The following is a 13,700-nucleotide window of genomic DNA, read 5'->3' on the forward strand; positions in this document are numbered from 1 at the left end:
GTGAAGGCCGCCTGTAAAGCCCTAAAGCGATCTTCTATAGCAGCTTGCCGGGGTTCATCAGGCCGCGCGGATCCAGCGCCTGTTTCACGGCGCGCATCATGTCCATCTCGGTCTCGCTCTTGTAGCGCAGGACTTCCTCGCGCTTCAGCTGCCCCAGCCCGTGTTCGGCGGAGATCGAGCCGCCGAGCCGATGCACCAGGTCATGCACGATGCGGTTGACGGCCGCGGTCTGGGCGATGAAGTCGGCATTGGACTGGGCATCGGACCGCGACTGGTTGTAATGCAGGTTGCCGTCGCCGATGTGGCCGAAGCAGACGATGCGCACTTCCGGAAAAGCGGCCAGCAACGCGGCATCGGCGCTCGCGATGAATTCGGCGATGCGTGAAACCGGCACCGCGATGTCGTGCTTGATCGACACGCCCTCGATCTTCTGCGCTTCCGACACATTCTCGCGCAGCGCCCACAGCGCGGCCGTCTGCGCCTCGCTGGCGGCCAGCACGGCGTCGTCGATGACGCCTGATTCCGCGGCGGCTTGCAGCGCTTGTTCCAGCGTGGCGGACAGGTCGTCGCGTACCTTACCCGATCCGCTGAGTTCGATCAGTACCTGCCACGCCGGCTTGCCGGCAAGCGGGTCGCGCGCATTCGGAATGTGTTTGAGCACCAGGTCCAGCGCCGGACGGCTGACAATCTCGAAGGCCGTGACGTTGTCGCCCGCGGCATCGCGCAGGCGCCCCAGCAGGCGCACCGCGGCCGCCGGATCGGGCACCGCGACCCAGGCCGTGGCGTGGGTGCGCGGGCGCGGAAACAGCTTCAGCGTCGCCGCCGTGATCAGGCCCAGGGTGCCTTCGGCACCGATGAACAGGTGCTTGAGGTCGTAGCCGGTGTTGTCCTTGCGCAGCGCGCGCAAGCCGTTCCAGATGCGGCCGTCGGCCAGCACTACTTCCAGCCCCAGGGTCAGCTCGCGGGCGTTGCCGTAGCGCAGCACCTGGACGCCGCCGGCATTGGTGGACAAATTGCCGCCGATCGTCGCGCTGCCCTCGGCCGCCAGCGACAGCGGGAACAGGCGATCGACTTCGGCCGCGGCTTCTTGCACTGCCTGCAGGGTGCAGCCGGCCTCGACGGTGATCGAGTTGTTGTCGGCATCGACGGCGCGGATGCGGTTCAGGCGCCGCAAACAGACCACCAGCTCGCCGCCCACCGGCGTAGCGCCGCCGCACAGCCCGGTATTGCCGCCCTGCGGCACGATGGCGGTGCCGGCCGCGGCGCAGGCGCGCACCACGGCGGCGACTTCTTCAGTGCTGCCGGGCAAAGCCACGCACAGCGCGCTGCCTGCATAGCGGCCGCGCCAGTCGCGGCAAAACGGCGCGACATCGTCGGCGGCGGTGAGCACATGGCGCTCGCCCAGCAGTTCCTGCAATTCGGCGATCAGTGCATTCATGCGGAAAGCGCGTGTTCGAGCGTCGGCAGCATGCGGATCACGGCGGCGCGCCCCTCCTCGATGGCTTCGGAGCCGCGATGGTAATCCATCAGCGCCAGGTGGCCCAGGCGCGGCGTCAGCAGCACGTCGGCCGGTTCGCCGGCCAGGCGGCTCCTGGCGATGCGCATCTGCATGATGTGGATGCTGGTCGACAGCACGCCGGCCATCGACGGCAGCAAGTCGCCGTTGGCCAGGCGCGGCCGGCTGAAGGTCTTGCGCAGCCGGGCTGCCCAGCCGGGTTCCTGGTCGTCGCCGGTGGCATCGGCTCGCGCGGCCACGACCGGTTTGTGGCGCGCACCACCGCCCATGCGGTCCGAGCCCAGATCCACGGCGATCACGACGTCGGCGCCCATGGCACGGCACAAGGAGACGGGAACCGGGTTGACCAGGCCGCCATCGACCAGCAGGCGATCGTTGTGCAGAACCGGCGTGAACAGGCCGGGCAAGGCGATCGAGGCACGCACGGCGCCGGCCACCGAACCCTCGCGCAGCCAGACCTCGCGCCCTGTCGCGAGATCGGTGGCGACGCAGGCGAAGGGTAGCGGCAGGCGGGAAAATTCCTTGTCGACGAAATGCCGCTGAAAAAATTCGATGAGCTTCTCGCCCTTGATCAGGCCGCCGGAAAAACTGACGTCGATCAGGCTCAGCACTTCCTTCCAGGCCAGCCCGTCGACCCAGCCTTCCAGTTGGTCGAGGTCGCCGTCGGCATAGGCCGCGCCGACGAAGGCGCCGATCGAACAGCCGGCGACGACATCCGGCACATAGCCGGCTTCCGCCAGCGCGCGGATGACGCCGATGTGGGCCCAGCCGCGCGCCGAACCGCTACCGAGGGCGAGACCCAGCTTCGGCTTCATGACGGTAGTGCTTCAGTCGGGAGCTGCGAGCGTCGCGTAGAGGTCGTGCACATCACAGTCGATGACGCTGACCTCGGCGAACTCGCCGATTTCGAGGTCATGGCCGTCGGTGACGTAGACCAGACCGTCGACATCCGGCGCGTCGCCCTCGGAACGGGCTATCGCGCCGTCCTCGTCGATCTCGTCGACCAGCACCTTGATGCGGCGACCGATCTTGCGCTCCAGGCGCTGGGTCGAGATGTCTTCCTGATGGCGCAGCAAACGTGCCTTGCGCTCTTCGCGCAGGCCCTCGGGCAGCGCGCCGGGCAGTTCGTTGGCGCTGGCGCCCGCGACCGGCGAATAGGAAAAGGCGCCGACGCGGTCGAGCTGGGCCTCGTCGAGGAAATCCAGCAGCTCGTTGAACTCGGCCTCGGTCTCGCCGGGAAAGCCGGTGATGAAGGTGCTGCGGATGGCGAGATCCGGCACTTCCCTGCGCCAGGCCGCGATGCGGTCGAGCACCTTCTCCGCCGAGGCCGGCCGTTTCATCAGCTTGAGAATACGTGAGCTGGCGTGCTGGAAAGGGGCATCGAGGTAAGGCAGAATCTTGCCTTCGGCCATCAGCGGAATCAGGTCGTCGACGCTCGGATAGGGATAGACGTAATGCAGGCGCACCCAGAGGCCGAGCTTGCCGAGTTCGCTGCATAGTTCCAGCAGCCGCGTCTTCACCGGCCGGCCGCCATGGAAGCCGGTACGGTACTTGACGTCGACGCCATAGGCGCTGGTGTCCTGCGAGATCACCAGCAGTTCCTTGACGCCGGCCTCGGCCAGCACTTCGGCTTCGCGCAGCACCTCGCCGATCGGACGCGACACCAGGTCGCCGCGCAGCGAGGGAATGATGCAGAAGCTGCAACGGTGGTTGCAGCCTTCGGAAATCTTCAGGTAGGCGTAATGGTCGGGCGTCAGGCGTATGCCCTGCGGCGGCACCAGATCGACGAAGGGATCGTGCTCATTTGGCAACCTCGGAGGCAGATGCTGATGCACCGCCGCCATGACTTCGGGCATCGCGTGCGGCCCGGTAACGGCCAGCACCTTGGGGTGGGCGGCGCGGACCACGTCGTTGCCCGCCGCATCCTTCTTGGCGCCGAGGCAACCGGTGACGATGACCTTGCCATTTTCGGCCAGCGCTTCGCCGATCGCGTCGAGCGATTCCTCGACCGCCGCATCGATGAAGCCGCAGGTATTGACCACCACCAGGTCGGCGCCGTCATAGCTGCCGGAGATTTCGTAACCTTCGGCGCGCAGCCGGGTCAGGATCTGTTCCGCGTCGGAGGCCGCCTTGGGACAGCCCAGCGAAACGAAGCCGACGGTAGGTATCTTCTTTTTCCGTTTCATGGTTGTAAGCAAACTCAGGCGTCGAGCGACACGATGGCCTGTACGCTGTCGTAGGGAGCCCGGATTCCATTCTCGTCGCGCACGATCAGCCCCGCATGGGCCAACGCCGAAACGTCGTCATGCACCCGCTTGTAATCCCGCCCGAGCGTCTTGGCCAATTCCGACACGGTACCCGCCGGATGCCGATGGACATGCTTCAACAGTTCAAGACGCTTGGGCGAGAGGGTCGACATCATGGCTTCGAGACTGAAGAAAGTCAGATGGGTTTCCTTGACCGTCTTGCCGCGCTCAAGCCGATGCCACGCACCGGCGAAGCGCTTCCCCATCTCCTCGATGGAACCCACATGAAGCCGGACAGTTTCGCTCATGATTCACCTCGCACATGCCGCACATCGGACAGGAAATCGGAAACCAGCTGTTCCACGGACGAAAAGGCATAGCGTTCTTCACGATCCTGGATATGCCTATGATCGCCTTTGCCGCGCTCGTTGTCGTAGCCAACGAGGCGCTTGTCGGGAAATCCGTAGAACAGGCTGTATTTGAAAGCGTGAGCACTACCCGACACCGGCTCGGGAACCTTCCAGATCGTCATTTCGACAATGGCGCCATCCGGAAACTCGCCTCGGTCGTAGAACGCTCGCGTCGCCTTCATATGGCGTACTTTGCCATAGGGCGATTATGGCGTCAAGCGACATACCCGCATCGAATGCGCTCGCCGCGCACGCCAATGAAAAGGGCTCCCGCAAGAGCCCTCTTGTATCGGTGTCGCAAAGACCCTGGGCTTACTTCTTCTCGGCCTTTTCTTCCGGCTTGACGTAAATGCCCGGGAAAATCTTGCGCGTCTGTTCCTGCATGGTGTCCTGCATCTGCTGGAACATTTTCTGGCTCTGCTCGACGTAGGTGCCCATCATGTGCTGCATCGCCGGTCCCTGGAACTTGAGGAACTGCGCCCACAGATCCTGGCTGCTGTCGCCAGCGGTTTCGCCGCCATACAGGACCTTGGCCTGCTCCTTGAGCTTGGCCTGCACCTCGGTGAAGGACTTGATGTTGTTCTCGATGTAGTTGCCCATCATGCCCTGCATCGCATTGCCGTAGAAGCGAATCATCTGCGACAACAGATCGGAAGAGAACATCGGCGCTCCGCCGGCTTCCTCTTCGAGAATGATCTGCAGCAGGATGGCACGCGTCAGATCGTCACCCGACTTCGCGTCCACCACCTGAAACGCCTCGTGGGCAAGCACCAGTTCCTTGACGTCGGCCAGCGTGATGTAGGTGCTGGTGCGCGTATCGTACAAGCGGCGATTCGGATACTTCTTGATAAGTCGGCTCTGTGCGGCCATTGGGCTCCCCTCCATGGAAATACATTTTACTACCAAGGTGCCAACTGCGGAGGACCCCGCCGGAGCGGGGCGCTCTATCGACCAAGCTCGGTGCGGATCAGCAGTAGTGCAGTCCCCCGTTGATGTTCAGGGTTGCACCCGTCATGTAGCCGGCGAGATCCGACACCAGATAGGCACACAGCGCGCCGATTTCTTCCGGCTTGCCGAGGCGGCCGACCGGAATCGTGGCGACGATCGAGTCGCGGACTTCCTGCTTGATCGCCATGACCATGTCGGTGCCGATATAGCCGGGAGCGATGGCATTCACCGTTACACCCTTCTTCGCCACTTCGGCGGCAATCGCGCGGGTAAAGCCGAGGATGCCGGCCTTGGCCGCCGAGTAGTTGGCCTGGCCGAACTGGCCCTTGATGCCATTCACCGACGACATGTTGATGACGCGGCCCCAGCCGCGATCCGCCATGCCCGGCAACACCTGGTGGGTCACGTTGAACACGGAGTCGAGGTTGGTGGACAGCACCGCATCCCACTGGCCCTTGTCCATCTTCTTGAACACGGAGTCGCGCGTGATGCCGGCGTTGTTGATCAGCACATCGATCGGGCCGACTTCCGCCTCGATCTTCCTGACCATCGCGGCACAGGCATCGTAATCGGTCACATCCGCCTCGGCGGCGATGAAATCGAAACCTTCCGCCTTCATTTTCGCCAGCCATTCGTCCTTGGGCGGGAAATTCGGCAGGCAGTTCGCTGCCACGGTGAACCCGCTTTGCGACAGCGCCTTGCAGATCGCCGTGCCCAGCCCACCCATCGCGCCCGTTACCAATGCAATTTTCTTTGCCATTTTTGAAACTTCCTATCCGACTAAAAAACCTTTTGCGGACCGAAGACGCGCTGCAAGCCGCCAACTTCGGTCCGCGGCGATCAGTACATGTGCTGACCGCCGTTGATTGAAATATTGGCGCCCGTGACAAAAGCCGCCTCTTCGGACGACAGGTAGGCCACCAGGCCCGCGACCTCTTCCGGCTTGCCCAGGCGCGACTGCGGAATCTGCGGCAGGATCTTGCTCTCCAGCACTTCCTGCGGGATCGCCATGACCATCTTGGTGCCGATGTAGCCCGGCGAAATGGTGTTCACGGTGACGCCCTTTTTCGCCACTTCCAGCGCCAGCGCCTTGGTGAAACCATGCATGCCGGCCTTGGCCGCCGAATAGTTGGTCTGGCCGAAGGCGCCCTTCTGCCCGTTCACCGACGAGATGTTGATGACGCGACCCCAGCCGCGCTCCGACATGCCGTCCATCACCTGCTTGGTCATGTTGAAGCAGGAGTCGAGGTTGGTGTGGATCACCGCGTCCCAGTCGGCCTTGGTCATTCTCTTGAACGTCATGTCGCGCGTAATGCCGGCGTTGTTCACCAGCACTTCGACCGGACCGACGTCCTTCGTCACCTGGTCGACACAGGCCTTGCACGAGTCGAAATCACCCACGTCGCAGGGATAGGCCTTGAAGCCGTAGCCCATGTCGTTCATGGTGCGCAGCCATTCCTGCGCCTTGGTGTTGCTGGGGCTGTAGGTGGTCACCACCTTGTAGCCAAGCGCCGCCAGCTTGATGCAGATCGCCTCGCCGAGGCCGCCCATTCCTCCGGTTACCAACGCAACTCTTAGCATTTTCCTGTCCTCTCTTTTTTTGTTGGGATGGGGCTCACATTGCCGCACCGAAATCCGCGCCCCTGGCAAACCCCGGCGAATTCATTATGCCTTTTCCTTAACGTAGCGTCCCGGAGCCGGTTCGCCGGGCGGATAGGCCTTGCTGCCGAGGCGTCCGCGCGCCGGAATTTCCTTGTCGCCGAAGCCCTTCAGCCATTTCGCCCAGACCGGCCACCAGCTGCCCTTGACCTCGCTCGCGCCGTCGAACCACTCGTCGGCGTTGGCGGTCTTGCCATCGTTCAGCCAGTAGCTGCGCTTGTTCTTCGCCGCCGGGTTGATGACGCCGGCAATGTGCCCGGAAGCGCCGAGGACAAAGCTGGTCTCGCCGCCGAGCAGGCTGCGCGACTGGTAGGAGGTCTTCCACGGCACGATGTGGTCCTCGCGGCTGGCGTAGAGGAAAGCCGGCATGTCCACCCGGCCGAGGTCGGCCTTGACCCCGCACATTGCCAGCTTGCCCGGAACCCGCAGGCTGTTTTCGAGATACAGGTTGCGCAGATACCAGGCCAGGAAAGGGCCGGGCAGATTGGTCGCGTCGGCATTCCAGTAGAGCAGGTCGAAAGCCGGCGGCTTGTTGCCCTTGAGATAATTGCCCACCACGTATTGCCAGATCAGGTCGTTGGCGCGCAGCGCCGAGAACACCGTGGCCAGTTCGCTGCCGCGCAGCAGGCCGCCCTTGCCGATCCCCGCCTCGCGCGCCTGGACCGCGGTCTCGTCGATGAAATAGCCGATCTCGCCGGTTTCGGAAAAATCCAGCAGCGTGGTCAGCAGGGTCAGCGAGGCGACCGGGTTTTCGCCGCGCTGACGCGCCACGGACAGCGCCGAGCCAAGTATGGTGCCGCCGACGCAGAAGCCCAGGGCGTTGATCTGGTCGACCTTGCAGATTTCCCGCACCGCCTTGATCGCCGTCAGCGCGCCCTTTTCGATGTAGTCGTCCCAGGTCAGGTGTCCGTTATCGGCCTGCACATTGCGCCAGGACACCAGGAACACCGTGTTGCCCTGCTCCACGGCATAGCGCACCAGGGAATTTTCCGGCTGCAGGTCGAGGATGTAATACTTGTTGATGCAGGGCGGCACCATCAGGAAGGGCCGCTGCGCCACCTTGTCGGTCAAGGGCGAATACTGGATCAGCTGCATCAGCTCGTTTTCGAACACCACGGCGCCGGGCGTGATGGCCAGATTGCGGCCGACCTCGAAGGCGGAATCGTCGGTCATCGAGATGCGGCCCTTTTCCAGGTCGCCGAGCAGGTTCTGGATGCCCTGCTGAATGCTGTTTCCCTTGGTTTCCAGCGCCTTCTGGACAAACTCGGGATTGGTGGCGAGGAAGTTCGACGGCGCCATCGCATCGACCATCTGCCGCGTCAGGAAGCGCATGCGGTTCTTCGCCTGGCCGTCGGCCACCGGCGCCGCCTCGGCCATCCGCTTCATGTATTCGGCATTGATCAGGTAGGCCTGGCGCAGGTAGTCGTAAACGGGACTTGCGGCCCAGGCCGGGTGATCGAAGCGCTTGTCGCCGGCAGACGGACTCGCCACCTGGGGCGCCGGCTGATCGGGCGCCTTGCCCAGCATGCCCTGCCAGAGTTGGGCCTGGCGCGCCATCCATTCCTGCTGGAGGGTCTTGAGGGCCTCCGACTCGGCGTTCCAGGCCGCCGCATTCACGCCTTGGGGTGCCGCCGGCTGCTGCTGCGCAAGAAACTGGTTGAAGCCTTGTGCCATGGCATTTCCCGCCTGCAACATGGCTTTGAAAGGGTCATTCTGATCGGGGGGGGACGACATCCGGGACTCCTCAAGACGATGTTTATTTTGCACTGCACAATAAATGGTGTCAAGAAAACGGAACGTAGAATGACGAAATGTATGTAATCGCGATCGGGTGGCTCTATGTCACCCTGCTGATGGCCGCCACCGAAGCGAATCCTGTCGCCGGCGTGCTGAGCTTTGTCGTGTATGGCGCCGCGCCCCTCGCCCTGTTTCTCTGGCTCATGGGAACGCCGCAACGCCGGCGGACCCGCCTATCCCGCGAAACGATCGACGATGTGGTGAGTAAGGACGATGGTGCCGATGCCCGCCGCGATCAATAGCACCTGCTGCACCGTGGCGCGCAGTTCCGGCCGTTTGTGCAGGCCGGGGATCAGGTCGGCCACGGCGACATAGATCATGCTCGCTGCGGCGAGCGCCAGCAGCACCGGCACGGCGCTTTGCACCTGGCCCAGAGCGACATAGGCGAGCAGCGCGCCGACCAGCGTCGCCAGGCTCGACAGCAGATTGAAGGCCAGCGCGCGTCCCTTCGAATAGCCCGAGTGCAGCAGGATCATGAAATCGCCGACTTCCTGCGGAATCTCGTGGGCGATCATCGCCAGCGCGGTAACGATGCCGAGGCGCACGTCCTCCATGAAGGCCGCCGCGATCAGCACGCCATCGACGAAGTTGTGGAAGGTGTCGCCGACCAGGATCAAGAGGCCGCTGCGGCCGTGATCGTGAGCATGCGCATGGCTGTGCACCAGCGGCTCGTGGCCTTCGCAGGCCTCGATGTGGCAATGGCGCCAGAGCACCAGCTTTTCCATGACGAAGAAGGCCAGGATGCCGCCCAGCACGGTCGCCGTGGTGGTCGCCGCATCGCCGCTGGCGGTGATCGCATGCGGCAGCACTTCGAGGAAGGAGGCGCCAAGCAGCGCGCCGATGGCATAGCTGATCAGCAGCGACACCCATTGCACCCGCGCCGTCCAGGCAAACGCCGCGGCGGCGAGCACGCTCAGCGCGCCGCCGGCCAATGACATGACGATGATCCAGGAAAGAACGGACATGGGCGCAGGATTATAGGGGTTATTCCAGCCAGATCAGGCTGGCCATGCGCCCGGTGACGCCGTCGCGTCGAAAGGAATAGAAAGTTTCCGCGTCGCCCAGCGTACAAGAGTTGGCGCTGGCGATACGGCGAATGCCCAGCGCATCGAGCCGCTGCCGTGCCAGCCGGTGGATGTCGCACAGCCACTTGCCCTTGTCGGTCGCGGCAAACGCGCCAACCGCCTGCGGATCGTGCGCGATGAAGATCTCGCGCACCTCGCTGCCGACCTCGAAGGCCTGCGGCCCGATGGCGGGGCCCAGCCAGGCCGTCAGACGCTCGCCAGGCACGGCCATGGCGCCCGCCGTCGCCTCGATCACGCCGGCCGCGAGTCCGCGCCAGCCGGCGTGGGCGATGGCGACCACGGTCGCCTGATCGTCGCACAACAGCACCGGCAGGCAGTCGGCGGTAAGCACCGCGCAGACCACGCCGCGTTGCCGCGTGAAGCTGGCATCGGCCTCGGTGCCCGTTGCCACCATGGCCGCCATGGCCGCATCGACGCAGCGGGTGCCATGCACCTGGCGCAGCCAGACCGGCTCGGCGGGCAATTCGCGACGCAGCAGCGCGCGATTCGCCGCCACCGCCTGCGGCTCGTCGCCAACATGGTCGCCGAGATTGAAACTGTCCCAGGGCGCACGGCTCACGCCGCCGCGCCGCGTCGTCGCCAGCGCGCGCACGCCGGGCGGCGCCGGCCAGTCGGGCAGGATCAGGCTAGTCACGCCGCAATTCGTCCAGCAGTTGCGCGAAGTCGGCCGGCAGCGGCGATTCCCAGGCCATTTCGGCGCCGGTCGCCGGATGGCGCAGGGCCAGCCGCCAGGCATGCAGCGCCTGGCGCGCAAAGGCATCGAGCCGCGCGTCGCCGCTCCTGGCCTTGCCGTAGGCCGGGTCGCCGGCCAGCGGATGCTTGATCGAGGCGAGATGAACGCGGATCTGGTGGGTGCGCCCGGTTTCCAGGCGGCATTCGAGCAGCGTGGCCTTGGCGAAGCGCTCCAGCACCGCGTAATGGGTGCGCGCCTCCTTGCCGCTGCTGCGCACGATGGCCATCTTGGTGCGCTGCACGGCATGACGGCCGAGCGGCGCATCGACGGTGCCGTCGCGCTCGACATTGCCCAGGGCCAGGGCCAGGTAGTGCCGCTTGACCGAGCGCGCCTGCATCTGGCGCACCAGGTCGGTCTGCACCGTCAGCGTCTTCGCCACCACCAGCAGGCCGCTGGTGTCCTTGTCGAGGCGATGCACGATACCGGCGCGGGGGATCCCGGCGAGCTGCGGTGCATGATGCAGCAGCGCGTTCAGCAGCGTGCCGGACGGCTGGCCGTTACCGGGATGGACCACCAGTCCGGCCGGCTTGTCGATCACCATCAGATGCTCATCCTCGAACACCACGGCAAGCGGGATGTCCTCCGCGGCCTCCGCAAGAGTTGACGCTGGCGGCACGGCGACGCCGACATCGAACTCGATGCGTTCGCCGCCATAGACCTTGCGCTTGCCCTCCGCCGCGCCGTCGTCGAGGCGGATCAGGCCATCCTTGAGCCAGGCCTGCAGGCGGCTGCGCGAGTGTTCGGGAAAGAGTTTGGCCAGGGTTGCGTCGAGCCGCCAGCCGGCGCATTCCGCGGGCACCTGGGTGCTCAGCCTGGCCTGGGACGGGCTGGGGCTTCGGCTATAATCGGCCGCAAATTCATTCGAGGTTTTCACCATGCGTAGTGTAGCGGCATTCCTCCGGGCGCTCGCCCCTGTCGTATTCATTGGTGCCGGCCTCGGCTCGACCCTGCTAGGCGGCTGCGGCCTGCTGCCCGACGTGGTCGACGAGACCGCCAGTTGGTCGGCCAGCAAGCTCTACAGCGAAGCCAAGGACGCCATGGCCGAGAGCAGCTACGACAAGGCGATCAAGTATTTCGAGAAGCTCGAAGCCCGCTTTCCCTACGGCCGCTATGCGCAGCAGGCACAGCTCGAAGTCGCCTACGCGTATTACCGCCAGAACGAGCCGGCCTCGGCGATTGCCGCCTGCGACCGCTTCATCCGCCTGCATCCGAACCATCCCAACGTCGACTACGCCTACTACCTGAAGGGCCTCACCAACTTCAACGAAGATCTCGGCCTGCTCGGCTACGTCAGCCTGCAGGACCTGACCGAACGCGACCCCAAGGCCGCCCGCGATTCCTTCGACGCCTTCAAGGTGCTGGTCAACAAGTATCCCGAAAGCAAGTACACGCCGGACGCCACGGCGCGCATGAAATACCTGGTCAATGCCCTGGCCTCGCACGAGGTGCATGTCGCGCGCTACTACATGAAGCGCGAGGCCTACGTCGCCGCGGTGAATCGCGCGCAGGCCGCGATCAAGACCTACCCCGACGCGCCGGCCAACGAGGAAGCCCTCTTCATCATGATCAAGGCCTACGACCTGCTGGGCATGAACGATTTGCGCGACGACGCCGAGCGCGTGATGCGCACCAACTTCCCCAAGAGCGAGTACTACGCGCGCGGCCTCAACCGCGTCGAACCGTGGTGGAAGCTCTGGTAGTCCACTGAGCAGGATTCCGGCCCGGCCCGCGTTCCTGGCCGGCCGTGCACGCAAGCCCCAAGGAGAAACACCATGCCTGTCGACATCCAGTCGCCCTCCCTTTGTCTCGGCATCGTCGGCACCGGCGCCATGGGTCGCGGCATCGCCCAGATCGCCGCGCAGGCCGGCATCCGTGTGCTGCTGTTCGACGCCCTGCACGGTGCGGCGGCTGGCGCGCGCGAAACGGTGATCGGCACGCTGGACAAGCTCGCCGGGAAAGGCAAGATTTCGGCCGACGCGCTGGCGGCGGCCTCGGCCAAGCTGGAAGTCGTGCCGCGGCTGGAAGGACTGGCCTCGGCGCAGGTCGTGATCGAGGCCATCGTCGAGAATCTCGACGTCAAGCAGAAGCTGTTCCAGCAGCTGGAAGACATCATCACCGCCGACTGCATCCTCGCCACCAATACCTCCTCGCTTTCGGTCACCTCGCTCGCCGCCGCCTGCAAACGCCCGGAACGCGTGGTCGGCTTCCATTTCTTCAACCCCGTGCCGCTGATGAAAATCGTCGAAGTCATCGCCGGCCTGCTCACGGCACCGGAGGTATCGGCGGCGATGCTGGATCTGGGCCGGCGCATGGGCCATACGGCAGTCGCTGCGAGCGACACGCCGGGCTTCATCGTCAATCATGCCGGCCGCGGTTTCGTCACCGAAGCGCTGCGCATCCTCGGCGAAGGCATCGCCGAATTCCACGAGGTCGATCGCATCATGCGCGAGGCCGCCGGCTTTCGCATGGGGCCTTTCGAATTGATGGACCTGACCGGCCTCGACGTGTCGCAGCCGGTCATGGAATCGATCTACCACCAGTACTACGAAGAGCCGCGCTACCGGCCCTCGCCGCTGGCGGCGCAACGCCTGGCCGGCGGGCTGCTCGGGCGCAAGACCGGCCGCGGCTTCTACCGTTATGCCAACGGCACGGCAGAGGCGATGCCGGTCGCCGCCGTGCCGACCGCCCCGCCCGGCCGCGTCTGGTTCAGCCAGACCCATCCGGAATGGGCCGACGTGCTGCGCGAAATCGCCGTCGCCGCCGGGGTCGAAGTCGAAACCGACTACGTGCCGAGCGCCGAGGCGCTGTGCATCGTCACCCCGCTCGGCGCCGACGCCACCACCTGCTGCGTCGGCCAGGGGCTCGACCCGCAGCGCACGGTCGGCATCGACTGCCTGTTCGGACTGGTTACGGGCCGCAGACGCACGCTGATGACCACGCCGCTGACCGACCCCGCCATGCGCGATGCGGCGCATGCCCTGTTCGCCGCCGACGGCACGGCGGTCGGCGTGATCCGCGACAGCGCCGGTTTCATCGCCCAGCGCATCGTCGCCTGCATCGTCAATATCGGCTGCGACATCGCCCAGCAGCGCGTCGCCACTCCGGCCGACATCGACCGCGCGGTGACCCTCGGCCTGGGCTACCCCAAGGGGCCGCTGGCCTTCGGCGATGCGCTCGGCGCGCGCAAGATACTCGGCGTGCTGGAAGCCATGCAGAGTTTCTACGGCGACCCGCGCTACCGCCCCAGCCCCTGGCTCAAGCGCCGCGCGCTGCTCGGCGTCTCGCTGCTGACGGAGGAAAGCTGAA

At 65.1% G+C, this 13,700-nt stretch carries 14 protein-coding genes; 2 read left to right on the top strand and 12 right to left on the bottom strand.

The annotated features are described in order from the left end of the window. Nucleotides 1-34: 34 nt before the first annotated feature. From RMO95_RS03030 to rluD, 12 genes are all read right to left on the bottom strand, one after another. Nucleotides 35-1,438 carry an FAD-binding oxidoreductase gene (locus RMO95_RS03030; protein ID WP_310449113.1) on the bottom strand — a complete coding sequence of 468 codons (1,404 nt, stop codon included), beginning with the start codon at nucleotides 1,436-1,438 and terminating at the stop codon, nucleotides 35-37. Continuing rightward, on the bottom strand, nucleotides 1,435-2,331 hold the full coding sequence (gene rssA, locus RMO95_RS03035; RefSeq protein ID WP_310449114.1) for a patatin-like phospholipase RssA: 897 nt from the start codon (nucleotides 2,329-2,331) through the stop codon (nucleotides 1,435-1,437). The genes RMO95_RS03030 and rssA overlap by 4 nt, the downstream gene beginning before the upstream one ends. A 12-nt stretch (nucleotides 2,332-2,343) precedes the next feature. Further along, a complete protein-coding gene (gene rimO, locus RMO95_RS03040) occupies nucleotides 2,344-3,702 on the bottom strand; it encodes a 30S ribosomal protein S12 methylthiotransferase RimO (protein WP_310449115.1) in 1,359 nt (452 codons plus the stop codon). Nucleotides 3,703-3,716: 14 nt separating this feature from the next. Next, nucleotides 3,717-4,070, bottom strand: coding sequence for a hypothetical protein (locus tag RMO95_RS03045; RefSeq protein ID WP_310449116.1), 354 nt, complete (start codon nucleotides 4,068-4,070; stop codon nucleotides 3,717-3,719). Further along, a complete protein-coding gene (locus tag RMO95_RS03050) occupies nucleotides 4,067-4,354 on the bottom strand; it encodes a DUF6516 family protein (RefSeq protein WP_310449117.1) in 288 nt (95 codons plus the stop codon). Before RMO95_RS03050 ends, RMO95_RS03045 begins: the two co-directional genes overlap by 4 nt. A 130-nt stretch (nucleotides 4,355-4,484) precedes the next feature. Beyond that, on the bottom strand, nucleotides 4,485-5,042 hold the full coding sequence (gene phaR, locus RMO95_RS03055; RefSeq protein ID WP_310449118.1) for a polyhydroxyalkanoate synthesis repressor PhaR: 558 nt from the start codon (nucleotides 5,040-5,042) through the stop codon (nucleotides 4,485-4,487). Nucleotides 5,043-5,139: 97 nt separating this feature from the next. After that, nucleotides 5,140-5,880, bottom strand: coding sequence for a beta-ketoacyl-ACP reductase (locus RMO95_RS03060; RefSeq protein WP_310449119.1), 741 nt, complete (start codon nucleotides 5,878-5,880; stop codon nucleotides 5,140-5,142). An 80-nt stretch (nucleotides 5,881-5,960) separates the two neighbouring features. Further along, nucleotides 5,961-6,701 carry a beta-ketoacyl-ACP reductase gene (locus RMO95_RS03065; RefSeq protein ID WP_310449120.1) on the bottom strand — a complete coding sequence of 247 codons (741 nt, stop codon included), beginning with the start codon at nucleotides 6,699-6,701 and terminating at the stop codon, nucleotides 5,961-5,963. A gap of 84 nt (nucleotides 6,702-6,785) precedes the next feature. After that, complete coding sequence (locus tag RMO95_RS03070; RefSeq protein WP_310449121.1) at nucleotides 6,786-8,453, bottom strand: class I poly(R)-hydroxyalkanoic acid synthase; 1,668 nt, start codon at nucleotides 8,451-8,453, stop codon at nucleotides 6,786-6,788. A gap of 296 nt (nucleotides 8,454-8,749) precedes the next feature. Further along, nucleotides 8,750-9,541 (bottom strand): ZIP family metal transporter, encoded by a 792-nt coding sequence (locus RMO95_RS03075; protein WP_310449122.1) that lies wholly within the window; start codon nucleotides 9,539-9,541, stop codon nucleotides 8,750-8,752. A gap of 19 nt (nucleotides 9,542-9,560) precedes the next feature. Next, entirely contained in the window at nucleotides 9,561-10,295 is a 735-nt protein-coding gene (gene pgeF / locus RMO95_RS03080) for a peptidoglycan editing factor PgeF (protein ID WP_310449123.1), read from the bottom strand. Beyond that, a complete protein-coding gene (rluD, locus tag RMO95_RS03085; protein WP_310449124.1) occupies nucleotides 10,288-11,271 on the bottom strand; it encodes a 23S rRNA pseudouridine(1911/1915/1917) synthase RluD in 984 nt (327 codons plus the stop codon). The genes pgeF and rluD overlap by 8 nt, the downstream gene beginning before the upstream one ends. Here rluD and RMO95_RS03090 point away from each other — a divergent pair. Then, the gene (locus RMO95_RS03090; protein ID WP_310449125.1) at nucleotides 11,270-12,094 is read left to right on the top strand and encodes an outer membrane protein assembly factor BamD; all 825 of its coding nucleotides are present in this window, start codon (nucleotides 11,270-11,272) and stop codon (nucleotides 12,092-12,094) included. The genes rluD and RMO95_RS03090 overlap by 2 nt on opposite strands. Nucleotides 12,095-12,166: 72 nt before the next feature. Next, nucleotides 12,167-13,699, top strand: coding sequence for a 3-hydroxyacyl-CoA dehydrogenase (locus tag RMO95_RS03095; RefSeq protein ID WP_310449126.1), 1,533 nt, complete (start codon nucleotides 12,167-12,169; stop codon nucleotides 13,697-13,699). Nucleotide 13,700: the final 1 nt, after the last annotated feature.

This window comes from Sulfuritalea sp. (assembly GCF_031426875.1).
Taxonomy (GTDB): domain Bacteria; phylum Pseudomonadota; class Gammaproteobacteria; order Burkholderiales; family Rhodocyclaceae; genus Sulfuritalea.

What these genes read in the sequence shown, in the direction of transcription:
- RMO95_RS03030 (WP_310449113.1), bottom strand. Translation starts at nt 1,438, where the DNA reads ATGAATGCACTGATCGCCGAATTGCAGGAACTGCTGGGCGAGCGCCAT.
- rssA (WP_310449114.1), bottom strand. Translation starts at nt 2,331, where the DNA reads ATGAAGCCGAAGCTGGGTCTCGCCCTCGGTAGCGGTTCGGCGCGCGGC.
- rimO (WP_310449115.1), bottom strand. Translation starts at nt 3,702, where the DNA reads ATGAAACGGAAAAAGAAGATACCTACCGTCGGCTTCGTTTCGCTGGGC.
- RMO95_RS03045 (WP_310449116.1), bottom strand. Translation starts at nt 4,070, where the DNA reads ATGAGCGAAACTGTCCGGCTTCATGTGGGTTCCATCGAGGAGATGGGG.
- RMO95_RS03050 (WP_310449117.1), bottom strand. Translation starts at nt 4,354, where the DNA reads ATGAAGGCGACGCGAGCGTTCTACGACCGAGGCGAGTTTCCGGATGGC.
- phaR (WP_310449118.1), bottom strand. Translation starts at nt 5,042, where the DNA reads ATGGCCGCACAGAGCCGACTTATCAAGAAGTATCCGAATCGCCGCTTG.
- RMO95_RS03060 (WP_310449119.1), bottom strand. Translation starts at nt 5,880, where the DNA reads ATGGCAAAGAAAATTGCATTGGTAACGGGCGCGATGGGTGGGCTGGGC.
- RMO95_RS03065 (WP_310449120.1), bottom strand. Translation starts at nt 6,701, where the DNA reads ATGCTAAGAGTTGCGTTGGTAACCGGAGGAATGGGCGGCCTCGGCGAG.
- RMO95_RS03070 (WP_310449121.1), bottom strand. Translation starts at nt 8,453, where the DNA reads ATGGCACAAGGCTTCAACCAGTTTCTTGCGCAGCAGCAGCCGGCGGCA.
- RMO95_RS03075 (WP_310449122.1), bottom strand. Translation starts at nt 9,541, where the DNA reads ATGTCCGTTCTTTCCTGGATCATCGTCATGTCATTGGCCGGCGGCGCG.
- RMO95_RS03090 (WP_310449125.1), top strand. Translation starts at nt 11,270, where the DNA reads ATGCGTAGTGTAGCGGCATTCCTCCGGGCGCTCGCCCCTGTCGTATTC.
- rluD (WP_310449124.1), bottom strand. Translation starts at nt 11,271, where the DNA reads ATGGTGAAAACCTCGAATGAATTTGCGGCCGATTATAGCCGAAGCCCC.
- RMO95_RS03095 (WP_310449126.1), top strand. Translation starts at nt 12,167, where the DNA reads ATGCCTGTCGACATCCAGTCGCCCTCCCTTTGTCTCGGCATCGTCGGC.